The sequence below is a fragment of the Pseudomonas sp. SHLD1 genome, from assembly GCF_028640935.1.
GTDB lineage: Bacteria > Pseudomonadota > Gammaproteobacteria > Pseudomonadales > Pseudomonadaceae > Chryseomonas > Chryseomonas aestiva.
The window spans coordinates 313,841-328,133 of the sequence record NZ_JAQZAD010000006.1 but is presented as its reverse complement, the minus strand read 5'-3'; the positions used below and the strand labels follow the sequence as shown (position 1 = coordinate 328,133).

The 14,293-nt window shown below is 50.7% G+C and carries 7 protein-coding genes; all 7 read left to right on the top strand.

What is annotated here, in order from left to right; translation table 11 throughout:
- Positions 1 to 104 precede the first annotated feature (104 nt).
- The 7 genes from PVZ77_RS01490 (at position 105) to PVZ77_RS01460 (ending at position 14,144) form a co-directional block, all read left to right on the top strand.
- A complete protein-coding gene (locus PVZ77_RS01490) occupies positions 105 to 2,606 on the top strand; it encodes a glycosyltransferase (RefSeq protein ID WP_273805600.1) in 2,502 nt (833 codons plus the stop codon).
- Positions 2,599 to 4,953: a glycosyltransferase family 2 protein gene (locus PVZ77_RS01485; RefSeq protein WP_273805601.1), complete on the top strand. Its 2,355-nt coding sequence runs from the start codon at positions 2,599 to 2,601 to the stop codon at positions 4,951 to 4,953. The genes PVZ77_RS01490 and PVZ77_RS01485 overlap by 8 nt, the downstream gene beginning before the upstream one ends.
- A 17-nt stretch (positions 4,954 to 4,970) precedes the next feature.
- Positions 4,971 to 6,239 carry an alginate O-acetyltransferase AlgX-related protein gene (locus tag PVZ77_RS01480; RefSeq protein ID WP_273805602.1) on the top strand — a complete coding sequence of 423 codons (1,269 nt, stop codon included), beginning with the start codon at positions 4,971 to 4,973 and terminating at the stop codon, positions 6,237 to 6,239.
- A gap of 14 nt (positions 6,240 to 6,253) precedes the next feature.
- Positions 6,254 to 9,580 (top strand): glycosyltransferase, encoded by a 3,327-nt coding sequence (locus PVZ77_RS01475; protein WP_273805603.1) that lies wholly within the window; start codon positions 6,254 to 6,256, stop codon positions 9,578 to 9,580.
- 82 nt (positions 9,581 to 9,662) lie between these two features.
- Entirely contained in the window at positions 9,663 to 11,429 is a 1,767-nt protein-coding gene (locus PVZ77_RS01470) for a type I secretion system permease/ATPase (protein ID WP_273805604.1), read from the top strand.
- Positions 11,426 to 12,745, top strand: coding sequence for an HlyD family type I secretion periplasmic adaptor subunit (locus PVZ77_RS01465; RefSeq protein WP_273805605.1), 1,320 nt, complete (start codon positions 11,426 to 11,428; stop codon positions 12,743 to 12,745). Before PVZ77_RS01470 ends, PVZ77_RS01465 begins: the two co-directional genes overlap by 4 nt.
- A 7-nt stretch (positions 12,746 to 12,752) precedes the next feature.
- Positions 12,753 to 14,144, top strand: a complete 1,392-nt coding sequence (locus PVZ77_RS01460) for a TolC family outer membrane protein (protein ID WP_273805606.1) — start codon at positions 12,753 to 12,755, stop codon at positions 14,142 to 14,144.
- Positions 14,145 to 14,293: the final 149 nt, after the last annotated feature.

Genomic DNA, 14,293 nt, shown 5'->3' with positions numbered 1-14,293 from the left:
TAGCGTTTCGTTGACCTGAAACAAGACTTCCGGCCTTAGGGCCGGAAGTCTTTTTTAAAACGGTACTACAAAGAATCACCTGGCTTTTCGCGGAGACCGATGCCATGAGCCAACTTACACTCATGGAGGACTATCAGGCTCTGCTCCAAGCCGGACAGCTAGGCGAGGCTCAAAAACGTCTCGAACTGGCATTACAGATTCCAGAGCAGCGCTCAGTGGCGCTGGTCTCTGCTGGTGTTGCAGCACTCAAGAATGGTGCGCTAGACCAGGCATTTGTAGCCTTAGCGGAAGCTAACGCTAGCTTGGCAAAGCAGGGTGAAACAGTCGCGTTGTTGGGCCATGTGCTTTTGCAAAAGGGCGAACCCCAGGCCGCCTACGATTTTCTCTCCGATCCTGCTAATCCTGCGCGTAATACTTCCGCGGTTAGGCTTTTACGTCTGCGAGCGCTAACAGCGCTACCTGGCGTGAAACCCGCTCAGTTGATAGAGCAACTGCCTTATGCCAACAGCGCTGACGAATTGGCCGTCTTGCTTCGTCAACTGTCGCCACGCCGCTGGGGACATGTCGAATTTGACCCTAGCAGCCAAGAGATTCGTGGTTGGGCGCTAGACACCCGGCATCCGCAAACTCCAGTGAAGCTCACGCTTAATCTGGGCGATCGCCAACAGACCATCGTTGCCAACCTGCCCAGTCCGTTGCTGGCTAAATCAGTCAATGGCGGCCGTCATGGTGGTATTCGTATTCGTCTGCCTGCGCCAGTGGGACGCGTGCGGCTGTGCTGGGCAGATGGCAGCGAAGTACTAGGTAGCCCCTTGGCCGCTGTAGAATCCTTGCAGCCTACGCCGGTTAAAATGCCGGTGGATTCGATCGAGCCGTTAGTAGATGTCCTGATTCCCATCTATCGTGGACGCGAAGCTTCTCTAGCCTGCATTAACAGTGTGCTCGATAGCCTGGACGTCAACAAAACCTCAATGAATATTGTGGTCCTCGATGACGAAAGCCCAGAGCCGGAGTTGAGTCAGGCATTGCGTGAGCTGGCGGAGGCTGGCCGGATCGAACTTCACCGTAGCGCAGCTAACCTGGGCTTCATCCGCAACATGAATCGGGGCATGGCGCTGCATCGTGCGCGTGATGTGGTGTGGCTGAACGCCGATGCGAGGGTCTGTGACGACTGGCTGGACAAGCTGCGTGAGGCTGCCTATTCCGCAGCCGACGTCGCCACTGCGACCCCGTTCAGTAACAACGGTGAGCTGCTCAGCTTCCCGGAAAGTCGCAAAAGTCATGCAATGCCCTCTATGGACGAGCAGCGCGCCCTACATCGCCAAGCGGCCGCTGATACCTCAGCGCCGCCCGAGATCGAAGTGGGCTGTGGCTTCTGCTTCTACATCAAACGTCGAGCGCTAGAGCAGGTAGGCTTGCTCGACGAGATTCAGCTCAAGCGCGGTTATGGCGAAGAAACTGACTGGTGCCTTAGAGCTAAATCGCAGGGTTGGCGGCATGTAGCGGCTCACCGCGCTTTTGTTGCCCACCGAGGTGGTGTTTCCTTCGGGGCGGAAAAGCTCGAACGAGTAGCATTCAATAACGCGATTCTACGAAAGCGTTATCCGGTTGCGGAACGTGCCTTTGAGCGCTTCTATCGCCATGATCCCCTCAAACCCTACCGTCAGCGTCTGCAGCGCAAGCGACTCTCTTGGCTTAGCGAACAGCTAGCGGGGACTCAAGCGAACGCGATAATTAGTGCGGCCGACCGGCTTAACCTCCTCGCCGCGCTAGAACGTGCGGAGCCAGCTTTGGTACTCGCCTTCCAGCAGTCGGATGCCGTACTTAAGGTTGAACTTCGAGTTCAAGGCTTCGGTTTGCCATTGCTGCTGGATTATCGTCTGCCAGCGGATATCGCGCAGTTGACCGCAGACTTGCATCAGCTGCGGCCAGCTGCTTTGGACTACGTTCAGCCTGAACGTTGCCCCACGTTACTGCAGACGCTGCCTGAGCGCATCGACGTTCCTTATCGCCTGATCGATCCGACGACCAGGGATACCTCCCGTACGGTCTTGGGCTTCCACAAGGCAGCCCTTGAGCAACGTTCGACCTTCGACGCACTCGCTACCACGCTGTTGATGAGTAATCCCCACGTTCCGGTGAGAGCAGGCGTGCCTTTCCCGCCGCTCAACATGTTACCCGCACAGCGACTTGGCAACATTCTGATCGCCGACTCCTTATCGAATTCACAGCTGGCCCAGGCGTGGCTGCAGCTGGTTCGCTTGAGTCGTCGTCAAGGCCTAGCGTGCCGCTTCCTGCTCCTTGAGCGCACCCCTTGGGAAAAGAGCTTGCTCGCCAGTGGCAATGTCAGCCCCTTGATCGAGCTTCCTGGTGTCGCGAGGTCCCAAATACCTGCTTTGGCCGGCTGCACCCTGGCATTGAGTTTAGACGCCGCGCCGGCCAGCTCTTGGCTTGCACCCGCGATCGCCCGGCATATCGCTTTGCCCCTCTATGCGCCGGCTGGCGTAGTGGCTACCGAAATAGGTGCCCACTCCCTCAGTCTGCTGCCCGCACCCCTCAATGCTCTGCTAGGCGATGCCCTACCCGACAGGTTTCTCCATGACTGAACTCTCCAAAGCTCCTGCCCTGGTTACCGTGCAAGGCCAGATAGAAAGTCTTCACGGTGATGTGCTTCAGGGCTGGGCCTTTGATCCGGCCCAGCCCGATCTACGTTTGGCATTAGACGTCACCATTGACGGTGCCTCCGTAGCGTTGGTACGTGCAGATACCTATCAGCATGATCCTCTGGTGGGTGATGGCTTCCACGGCTTCGCCCTCCAGTTGCAGCCAGGCTGGCTCAATGGGGCCCGGCGTATCGCTGTTCGATTGGCTAATGAAGGTCCGTGGGTCGGCGAGGCCCTAGAGCTGCCCAACGAAAAACCGGCCAAAGTTGAGGCCCAGGTACCGGGCAGCCAGGTTTGGTACGGCGGTGGTCTCGTCGTAGGAGGTTGGGTTTGGGATGACACAACCCCAGGGCGCCATGTCGAAGTTCGGGCGCGCTTGGGCGATCAGGTCGTAGCCCGTTGCCAGGCAAATCTGCATCATCCCGCACTCATTTATCGGGCAGATGCCGATCATGGCTACAGCCTTGAGCTGCCCTGGCATTTCGGCGACGGTGAGCGCCGCGAAGTGCATATTGAAGATGATCAGGGCCGACCTCTGCTGGGCAGCCCTATCACCATCTGTTGCCATGCCGAAGGACTTGGCGCGCTGGTAGCCGCCCATTGGCCAGAGCGGGCCGATCAGGCGCCCCGCGACCTGCTCATTCGCCTGGCACGCGATTATGATCAGCGTTGTCCACGTAGCGCCGGCTTCGGCCATTACCCTGAATGGTTCGCCCACTACCAGCGCACCCCTCAGTACCCGCAAAGCGTCGCCAAGAGCAGGATCGCTGTCCTGCTCTATGGCGAAGCTAGCGAAACCGAGCAGCATGCATGTCTGGAAAGCTTGAACCAACAACGTCTGCGACCTTTCACCCAGGCGGTGGCCAATCCCAAGGACGTGTCCACTTCGCTACAGCTGCTATTGGAGGAGGGGGCCGAAGCCGTGCTACTTCAGCCCGTGGATAGCCGCCTGCGACCCCATGCCCTGGACCAGCTAGCTCTGGCTCTGCAACCAGGAGCGGCGGGCGAGCCGGCCGCCTGGTCGTTCGCGGACTGCGATCAAGACGGGATGAATGGCCAGCGTAGCAATCCTTGGTTCAAACCTAGCTGGGATTTGGACCTCTACCTAGGGGCGGACCTCTTCACAGCCGCTGCTTTGTTCGGCCGCGACGTCATTCAGCGCGCCGTACGGCTATTGAATGCAGCACCCGAGCTACCGCGGGATCATGAAGGTGTACTAGCTGCCTTGATCCTAAGCACCGTGCAAAAAGATCTAGGCGTTGCCCGCGTGACTCAGGTGCTTAGCCATCGCAGTGCCAATTGTCCTGCTACGCCGGCCGCCTGCGATGCCGGCAAGCCCGAGCGTCTAGAGCGTATGAGCTGGTTGGTGAACAAGTTGCGGCCGGGTACCCGTCTGATCCCCCAGTCCAAATTGCCTGGTGCCTTGCGCACCCATTGGCCATTACCCGATCGCCTGCCCAAGGTGAGTCTGATCATTCCTACCCGGGATGCCTACAAGCTTCTCCATGCCTGCATGGAAGGCCTCCTTACCCAGACTGACTACCCAGACCTTGAACTCATCATCGTCGATAACCAGACCAGCGATCCGCAGACTTTAGACTACTTTGACGAACTCAAGAGCCGTGGCGTCCGCATCCTGCCGCATCCCTATCCCTTCAACTACGCCACCCTGAACAACGTCGGTGCTGAGTTCGCTACGGGAGAATACATAGGGCTCATAAACAATGATATCGAGATCCTACATCCCGACTGGCTGAAGGAAATGATGAGCTTGGCGGTGCGTCCTGACGTTGGTGCAGTCGGAGCCAAGTTACTGTGGAAGAACGATATGGTCCAGCATGCCGGTGTAGTAATAGGCATCAATGGGCTAGCTGCCCATACAGGTAATAATTGGCTGCGCAATGATCCTGGCTATCTGGGATTCAATCATCTTGTTCGGCGTCAGAGCGCCTGCACCACCGCCTGCTTGATTTTAAGGCGTGATCTCTACTTACAGATCGACGGGATGGACGAAGTCCGCCATCCAGTTGCGTTCAATGACGTAGACATGTGTCTTAGGATCAATAAGCTAGGGCTGAAGATTCTGTGGACGCCGTTCGCAGAGCTGATTCATGCCGAATCTGCAAGCAGAGGAAAGGACATTACAAAGGATAAATTGCAACGAGCATTACGCGAGCAATTTTTATTAATAGATCGTTGGGATGCGTCGCGCCAAACGGATTTCTTCTACCATCCGAGCCTTAATGCAGACTGGGCAATTGGTCCGTTTGGTGGATTAGGCATGTATTAATTAATCTAGAAGCTTAAATGTCTATATACACTGTGGAAGTTATTGAGGTTGACAGGAAAAGTAGCAGTCTTCCTGAAAGTTTGTCGCTTGTATTGGAGTCTCCGAGTAGTGGGGTGAATTTCAATTCGAGTTTGAATATCAAAGGCTGGGCAGTCGATCGCGCCTCTTCAGAATGTCCACTAAAGATTAGAATAAAATATGGAAACTGTATTTTAGATTCTGTTGCTTCAGAAAGTCGACCAGATGTGGCCGAGGCTTTGGAAATAAAAAATCAGCTGCCGCAATTTGGTTTCCAAATATGCATTCCGCTTTCAGACGATTCGATACATATAAATTTATTCTTGGACGGTCTTGAGTACGGAGTCTATAAGATCATATCGCGCCGGACACGCTCTCCGGTAGTAGGAAAAAAGGAGTGGCTTTTTTTAGATGCAAAAAAAAACGAGTTAGATTTTTTCGGCATAAAAAAAAGAAAGTTATTTTATTCTTGGGACGCCTATTTTAAGAATATCCGTTCGGTATTGTCACGGTATACGGAGGCGATCTGCTTTCTAATAGCACCTTCTAAAGAGAAAGTATTTAGTGACTATTATCCTAGGCATACCTCTAAATTAGATGTCGCTGAATATTTGCAGAGGAACTATAGAGAGGTTGTTTTTCCTTTGGAATCACTCGGCTCGCAGCGGGAGATGAGTTTCTCCAAGGGTGATACGCATTGGTCGGATTTCGGCGCTGCGTTAGCTGCAGCTAGCTTGTTAGAAAAGTTAGGGTTTACTCATGAGCAATGTCAAAAGTTATTTAAATTTAAATATACATTAAAAAAAGAGCTTGGTGACCTTTCAGATAAAGTAATACAAAGCAATCCAGGATGGGTTTATGTAGCAGATCTTGAAAAAACTAAAGAGCGGATGACCTTTAAAAATGAGGCGCAGCATTTTGGAAGTATCGTAATTATTGAAAATGAATCCGCTCTTTCAGAGAAATGTTGCTTAATATTTGGGAGTTCCTCGTCTAGTAGAAACTTAATATATTTCCTTTCGATATTTTATTCTAGAGTGGTATTTGTACACTCTGCTGGAAGGATAGATAGGAAGATACTTTTTCACGAAAGCGCAGATCATATTATCCTTCAAACCAATCAGCGATTTTTAAATAAGCCAATGGATTTCGAAATATCAATCTCTTCAGTGCTAAATGGCTTATACGAGCAAGGTTATAGTAAAAAATATATATCGAGCGGTTCAGAAAAAAATAAGTTTTATGAAGATTTAGTTAATATCTCTTAATTCGGGGGTCGAAGGTGTCTTACAAAAATAGTCCTATCGTATCAGTAAACATAGATGAAGATGGCTTTTTGATTGGTAGCTTTTCAAGTGAGAACTACAACGACTCATACCCTTCTGTAGCCTTGGTGTCAGGTGGCAATATTTTGATAACAGCCAGGTGTTGGTCTGCCGATCATAGTGATGCCAGTTTTAAAAGTAATTTAATATACGAATTTCGCATCGATCTGAAATCTTTGATAGAGCCAGAAAGGGAGTTCTCGTTTCGACTTAAGCTTCTTCCAGAAGATATCATTATAAATGAAAAGCCAATTGATTTTATTTGGCGGAGACAATCAACCGTCGTAGGCCATTTTGAAACACTTAGTGGTGATTTAGAAGTAAGCGGTTGGGCAGTCGACAAAAAGAATGCGGATCCAGCTCTGGTAGATATCTATCTGGATGGCAAAAAGGTGAATTCTGTCCTAGCAAACACAATTAGGCCTGACGTTGGCATGGTTCAGGAATCCAAGTTGAAATGTGGGTTTAAACAGAAAATAAACTCGGAGCATATAATCTCGCTCAGCGGCAACGTAAGCGTTAGGTCCGGCGGGGATCCTCTTACTAATCCGACAAAAAGATATAATTTTGAGTCCGGTTTTAATCTTTTTACAGGTGCAATCGAGAATGGTCGCTTACCTATTTATGCTGGAGGCTATTTAGGTGATATTGTAGACGCCAAAATTTTTGTAAATGGCGTGCGGATTGATGTTGTTTCACTCGTCAGAGATAAGCCTGAAGATAACTACCTGAAGTGTTTTTGGGAAATACCAGAAGACCTGTGTGACGGGGTATCACGGGTGTTTCAACTGAAAACAAAAGGTATTGATGATTACAAGATTAGTGAGCTAGTTGTTCTTAAGTATCCTGAATATAGCTTTGAGTTAGATGTTGGTGATTTCTCTAGTATTGGAGGCTGGGTAAAGAGAAAAGACCGTGCTTCCCCAGTCTTTCTTAAGGTAAGTGTCAACGATCAGGTTGTGGCGGATGGGTATGCTGACCATGGTCGTGAAGACGTAAAAAAAAGCTTAGGTATTAAGACTGCACGGTACGGTTTTCATTTTGATTTGACTGAGCATCGCCTTTCGCACGGCGCAAAGATAGATGTCTCGGATGATGAAAGCGGCATTTTAATCGCAAGCCTTGTTCTTTCTTCGAAATTTGATGCATTAAAAGATCTGAATAGTAAGGTTCATGGGCTTGATAGGGTTTCTGAGTATCCAAAGAAGGAACTATCTAGATGGCTTATGAATAGCTATGGCGAGGTCAGTTGCCATCTTGTCAAGGAGCCAATTTCGAGTAAAAAGCTCGAAGACAAAGTGGTTATTATTTTGCCTATCTACGATGGTTTTGTAGAGACGGTAGAGTGTATAGAGAGTTTGATCCATAAAAAGATCAATGCACCTCACGATGTCGTGATTATAAATGACTGTAGTCCCAATGAAGAGATCAATAACTACCTAAAGTGGTTTGATTTAAAAAAGCCAAAAAATTTCTTTCTACTTAACCGTAAATCAAACGGCGGATTTTCGGAAGCTGTAAACGCGGGAATAATATTCGCTGGGCGGCGAGATGTTGTTATCGTAAATGCAGACGCCGTTGTGCAAGACGGGTGGCTGGATAATATGCTAGCTGCAGCCAGAATAGATGAGAATATCGCGACTGTTACGCCTTTTACCAATAATGGTGAAGTTGCAACGTATCCTTATCTCTGCAAGTCACTCAATGTAAAAGATGAATATGTGGCGGGCTTGATAAATAAAGTCGCGAAAAAAGTGAATTGCGGTAAATCAATAGAGCTGCCTGTCGCGATAGGCTTTTGTATGTATATAAATAGATACGCCATTGATGACAACGGGCTTTTAGATGCTGCGAAGTGGGGTAGGGGTTATGGAGAAGAAACGGAATTCTGCATAAAGGCTATGCTGGGCGGATGGAAGCATGTTCTCGCAGCGGACACGTTTGTCGTACATAGAGGAAGCGTGTCTTTTGGGCATGAAAAAATGGAAAGGGTTCTTGCAAGTTCGAAAGTAATTGCTAAAGACTACCCTTTTTACGACTCGTTTATTCAACGCTATATATCTGATGACCCGTCCGCTAGCTTAAGACGAAATATAACTATTGAGATTCTATCCTCTATAGATACTCAAAGTGCATTGCTAGTTACGCATAACTTTGGTGGCGGTACGAAAAAGTATGTTGATGACTTAGCGAGGCTGCACGAACTGGAAGGCAGAAGGGCTGTAGTGCTATCGTTTAATGCTTTAGGAGAGGCGGTATTAGAGATACCGACAGATCAGAAGTCGTGGAAAGGCTTCTTTGAAAAAACCCACGTCGAAAAATATAGTAAAAACGAACATTTGAAACTGCTTGAAGATGTCAAGAAGTTTAACTTTAGGTCAGTGCATCTTAATTCTCCATTTGGCCTAAATAAAGAGATTTTATCTTGGGCGGAATCACTCGATAACTTATTGATCACTGTGCATGACTACTCTTGGATTTGTCCATGGGTAACTATGACTTCGCCAAATAACGTTTATCACGGTGACCTCGCAGAAAACGACTTTCTGCAGTACCCCCCGCATTCCGGTTTAAAGTATTGGGTCGAAAGCGCAGTTTCGAACGGCATTTCGTATATTGATAATTTTAAGAGGGCATTTAGCTCAGCTCGGGTTGTGATTTCACCCTCTATCGATGTTATGAAACGAATGATAAGGCACGGCGTTTATGGTAATTACAAGGTCGTTCAGCATCCAGTTTTGAAGGCTCAGCCTAGAATTAAGCCTTTACTACTTAAAAGAAGAGATCGGATGAAGGTGGGGATTATAGGCGCCATCTCTTCTATTAAAGGCTATTGGAACATTGTTGAGCTGTTAAAGTATGTCAATGAGAAAGATATCCCCATGGACTTTTTAATAATTGGGTATACACTCGATGACACGCGACTTGCGGATTTTCCAAATGTGGAGATTACAGGTCGATATGACGAAGATCATTTGTATGACTTGGTCTCGTCCCACAGTCCAGATGTCTTCTTATTCAATCATGTTTGGCCTGAGACATTTTCGTATACATTAAGTTTGGCTTTTGAATTAGGGGTCTGGCCCGTTTCTGTAGACATAGGAGCGCTTCCAGAACGTATTAAGGAATGCGGCTATGGCACTATTTACGATGCTAGCTGCTCTCCTGAAGCCCTATCAAACCTAATGCTATCAGTGGGGTGGAATGTGGGTTTAAAAAATCAAAAAGCTCCTCCGATAGAGTTAACTACTAGCTATGCTGATTATTTGGCCCGCTTAGGCTAAATTAGTTGGCCAGGCAGATTGACTGTCCGGCCAGCTTTTCGCGATGTAGATTTAAAATTTTAAAAATTTCAAAGGCAAAAAAGTGAAAAATATAAGGCAGCAAGAGCTATTTAAAGCAATTGTACTATGTAAAAAAAGCTTTTGGATTGTAGCTTTTTTTAGTCTTTTCACTAACTTGCTAATGCTGGTTCCATCCTTTTATATGCTCGAGGTCTATGATCGAGTTGTAAGCAGTCGCAGCGAAACAACGTTGCTGATGCTAACCATTATAATGTTTGTTTTGTTATGTACTTACGGTTTGTTAGAGTGGATACGCTCTAGGATGATGGTCAGAATATCCACTAAGCTAGATCTCATGTTGTCAGAGCGTGTATTTAACGCAAGTTTTAAGCAGTCGCTTTTTACAAATGGAATGGCTGTCTCAAGTCAGCCTATTGGCGATCTTATTGGGCTGAGGCAGTTTCTTACAGGCAGCGGATTATTTGCATTCTTCGATGTGCCCTGGATTCCGATATATGTTGCGATAATGTTTTATTTTCACCCTCTGTTTGGCTGGCTGACAGTTTTCGGTGCGATAGTAGCAATAGTGTTTGCTATTGCTAATGAAATGGCTACTGGAAAGAAGCTGTTGGAGGCAAATCGGGAAAGCGGTGGAGCTCTAAATATAATGAACTCAAGCCTTCGCAATGCGGAGGTTATTACATCTATGGGCATGCTCCCCAGTCTGTTGAAGCGCTGGAAGGTCAGAGGCTATAAGGTATTAGCACTGCAGGGGCAAGCAAGCGATTTAGGAGGAGCTATTACAAATGCCTCCCGAACTTGGCGAATGTTGTTGCAATCTTTTATTTTAGGAGTTGGTGCTTACTTGGTAATAAACAATCAAATTACCGCTGGCCTTATGACAGCAGCATCAATTTTGGTTGGCAGGGCTTTGGCTCCGATAGACCAGATGATAGCAAATTGGCGGGGATTTGTTGCCGCACGTGGACAGTACTTTCGCCTAAATGAGGTGTTGGGCCAAATTTCGATAGAGCCTGATCGCATGTCTTTGCCGGCTCCCAAAGGTGATTTGTCAGTTGAACAGATTTTTGTCACGCCACCCGGTGGGCATGTACCGATCATCAAAGGCGTTACCTTTAGGGCTCCCGCTGGTGCATCAGTAGGTATTCTCGGGGCCAGCGCAGCTGGTAAGTCTACTTTGGCGCGGGCTCTGCTTGGCATATGGCCTGCCCAGAGCGGTAAGGTCCGATTGGATGGTGCTGACATGTTTCAGCTAGATCGCGCAGAAATAGGACCTTACATTGGCTATTTGCCCCAGGATATTGAACTATTCGAGGGTACTATTGCGGAAAATATCGCCAGATTTGGTGAGGTCGTTGCGGCGAAAGTCGTTGAGGCAGCAAAGATGGCTGGTGTACATGAGATGATCCTGAGGCTTCCACAAGGTTATGACACCGTCATCGGTGCTCATGGTGGTGTTCTATCAGGTGGTCAGCGCCAGCGTATCGGACTAGCGCGCGCCGTCCACGGTGATCCCAAACTAGTCATCCTCGACGAGCCCAACTCCAATTTGGACGACGTCGGTGAGCGCGCTTTAGGCGAAGCGTTGATCAAGCTCAAGCAGAAGGGCACGACGCTATTCATCATTACCCACAGGGTCAGCGCGCTGGCCTATGTAGATAACCTTCTGATACTAAACGAAGGCCAAATTGCGATGTCCGGAGCTCGTGATCAGGTATTGGCTCAGCTCAAGGCACAGCAGTCCGGAAGTCCGCAGCCGGTGCCTAATCAAAGTTCGGTGACCCCCTTGCCGCCTAAACCTGGTAGTGCAGGAGGAGCGCCCGCATGAAAGACGTCTATTTGGAAGCCGAGGCGGCGGGCCTGAAGGTCAATGATGCACCTGTGCGTCGTTTGGGTTTCATCATTCTATTTGCTGTTTTCGGTATCGGTGGTAGTTGGGCAGCCTTAGCACCGCTCAACAGCGCTGCCTTCGCTACCGGTGTGGTGGCCGTAGATAGCTATCGCAAGTCGGTCCAGCACCTAGAAGGCGGGATCGTCCGAGAGGTGCGGGTGCATGATGGTGATGACGTCAAGGCGGGAGACGTGCTGATCGTATTGGACAGCACCCAGGCGGGTTCCGAACTGGAGGCGACGCGTGGTCAACTGGTCGCCGCCCAAGCGCAGGAGGCCCGGCTCATCGCCGAGCGTGACGACGCCAATGACATCACCTTTGGCGTTAGTGACTTTCCCACTGCGGACAAACGTGTCCAAGAGGCGCGCGCCAGTGAGCGACAGATCTTTCTGGCAGGGCGTGACGCGCGCCGCGGTGAGATCGACGTACTGAAAAATCGCGCAGCAGAGCTAGAACAGCAGATTCGTGGCTACAACGAAGTCATCGCTAGCAAGGAGAGTTTGGCCAAATCTTATGCCAGTGAAATTAAGGATCTCACCGGCTTGTTGAAAGAAGGCTTCGTCAGCAACGAGCGTCTTCGTGACCAAGAGCGCAATCTCTCACGACTGCAGGCGGAGATTGCAGATCAGCGTTCGGCTATTGCTCGGGCGAAGGTTCAGATCGGCGAGACCAGACTGCAAATTTTGCAGGCTACCCAGAAATTTAAATCGGACGTAGCCAGCCGCCTGGCTGATACCCAGTCACGAATCTACGAGGCTCGTGAGCGGTTAGGCGCTTTGCAAGATAAATATAATCGTACCGAGGTCAAGGCACCGGTCAGCGGTATGGTGATGAACCTGACGGTTCATACCATTGGCGGCGTCATTCAGTCTGGAACCAATCTGCTCGATATCGTGCCGGACGCGGCCAAGCTCATCGTTGAGGTACACATCGAGCCCAAGGATATCGACCGCGTGGAGTTGGGGACCAAGGCTGAGGTGCGGTTCAGTGCCTTCAGCAATGCCACAACGCCGATCATCGAGGGCGAGTTGATCTATGTGTCGGCCGACCGGCTCACCAACGAGCGGGATGGTACGTTCTATTATTTGGGCCGGGTTAAATTGACCGAACAGGGCAAGAAGGATCTGGGCCATCGTGAGCTTGTCGCGGGCATGCCAGCCGACGTGTTGATCAACACCGGTTCCCGTACCATGCTGCAATACCTGCTCAAGCCAGCTCGCAATGCTATGGCTCGATCGATGATCGAGGAGTAGCGCAGGTATGAATGGCAAATCTTTTATTCTGGCTATTCTGCTGAGTTGCTATGGCGGGGCTCAGGCGCAGACCGCTGCCATACCCCAGTCACAAGATTTTGTGGATCTTTGGAAACTCTATCAGGACAGTGCCGTATCGGATCCTCGCATTCGTGGTGCAGAGGCCCAGGTGAAGAACCTGGAGGGTCAGGAGCGCGGCGCCTTCGGCCAGATACTGCCGCAGCTGAGCGGTGGAGCCTCGACCAGTAGGGTTCGACGCGAGGAGGGCACGCAGAACCTCAACTATAACGGCGAGAGCTACAACCTGACGTTGACCCAGGCCTTGTACAACGCTGCGGCCTGGCGGGGCTTCAAGCGTTATGAGCAGTTGACCGAGCAATACCGTGCCCAATATGAGGATGCCAAGACTCAGTCGGCCGCGGATCTAGTGCAGCGCTATTTCGCAGCGTTGGCGGCTGAAGATAATCTCGAATTGGTCACTGCCGAACGCAAGGCGACGCAGCGCAACCTGGATCGTGCCCAGGCGCTGTTCGACAAGCAGATGAGCACGGTCACCGACGTGCTGCAGATCTCCGCCAAGGTTGATAGCCTGAAAACGCAGGAAATTGAAGCACGCAACCAGATCCAGGTGACCCGCGAGGCGCTGGGGGAGCTGATCGGCCGTCCGGTCTATCAGCCGCTCAAGCGCCTCAACGAAAAAGCCCAACTGGCCATGCCGCAAGGTGACGAAGAACAGTGGGTGAATTCGGCAGTGGCGAACAACCCTGCACTGGAGGCCAAGCAGCGCGCCGTGGATGCCGCCAACTACGGAATTTCCGAGGCCAAGGCCGGGCATCTGCCGACCCTGAGCTTCAACCTAGGCGCGCAGCGCAGCGACTTCGCCTATGACAACGTCATCGCCTCCTCCGCGATCAACACCTACTCAGCCACCATCAGCGTGCAGATCCCGTTCTATAGCGGAGGCTCGACCAGCGCCCGTGTCGCCAGCTCCTATGGCTCGCGCGATGCCGCGGAGCAAGAGTACGAATCGATCCGCCGTCAGGTGGTGAAGGAAACGCGCACGGCCTACATGAAGAGCGCTGCGGACCTGGCCAAGATCGGTTCTTCGCGTAACGCGCTAGACTCGGCGATCAAGTCTCGCGCCGCCAGTGAGCGATCGCTCAGCCTGGGCGTGGCGACTGCCGTGGATGTGCTCAACGCGGTGCAGCAGGAATACAGCGCACGGCGTGACTACCTGCAGGCGCAGTACGACTTCGTTACCAACCAGCTGGTGCTGCTGCGTTGGAGCGGCGGTTTCCGGGATACCGATATCCAGAAGATCAACGGCTGGCTGGCGGTACCTACGCCCGGTGAAGAGCGCAAGACTGGGGTTAAGGAAGGGGAGGTTGCCAAGGGATGAGCGGAAGGCAATAGGGTTTGCATCCGCGCCGTCCACCCCCTATCGTCTGCCCCCTATTGGGGGCAGACGCTTTTCTATCTGAAAGAATTGCCCTGATTGCAGTATTCACTACGAGGTAGACAGGTTCGCGGTGTTATCAGGCGAAGCCA

What these genes read in the sequence shown, in the direction of transcription:
- PVZ77_RS01465 (WP_273805605.1), top strand. Translation starts at nt 11,426, where the DNA reads ATGAAAGACGTCTATTTGGAAGCCGAGGCGGCGGGCCTGAAGGTCAAT.
- PVZ77_RS01480 (WP_273805602.1), top strand. Translation starts at nt 4,971, where the DNA reads ATGTCTATATACACTGTGGAAGTTATTGAGGTTGACAGGAAAAGTAGC.
- PVZ77_RS01460 (WP_273805606.1), top strand. Translation starts at nt 12,753, where the DNA reads ATGAATGGCAAATCTTTTATTCTGGCTATTCTGCTGAGTTGCTATGGC.
- PVZ77_RS01485 (WP_273805601.1), top strand. Translation starts at nt 2,599, where the DNA reads ATGACTGAACTCTCCAAAGCTCCTGCCCTGGTTACCGTGCAAGGCCAG.
- PVZ77_RS01490 (WP_273805600.1), top strand. Translation starts at nt 105, where the DNA reads ATGAGCCAACTTACACTCATGGAGGACTATCAGGCTCTGCTCCAAGCC.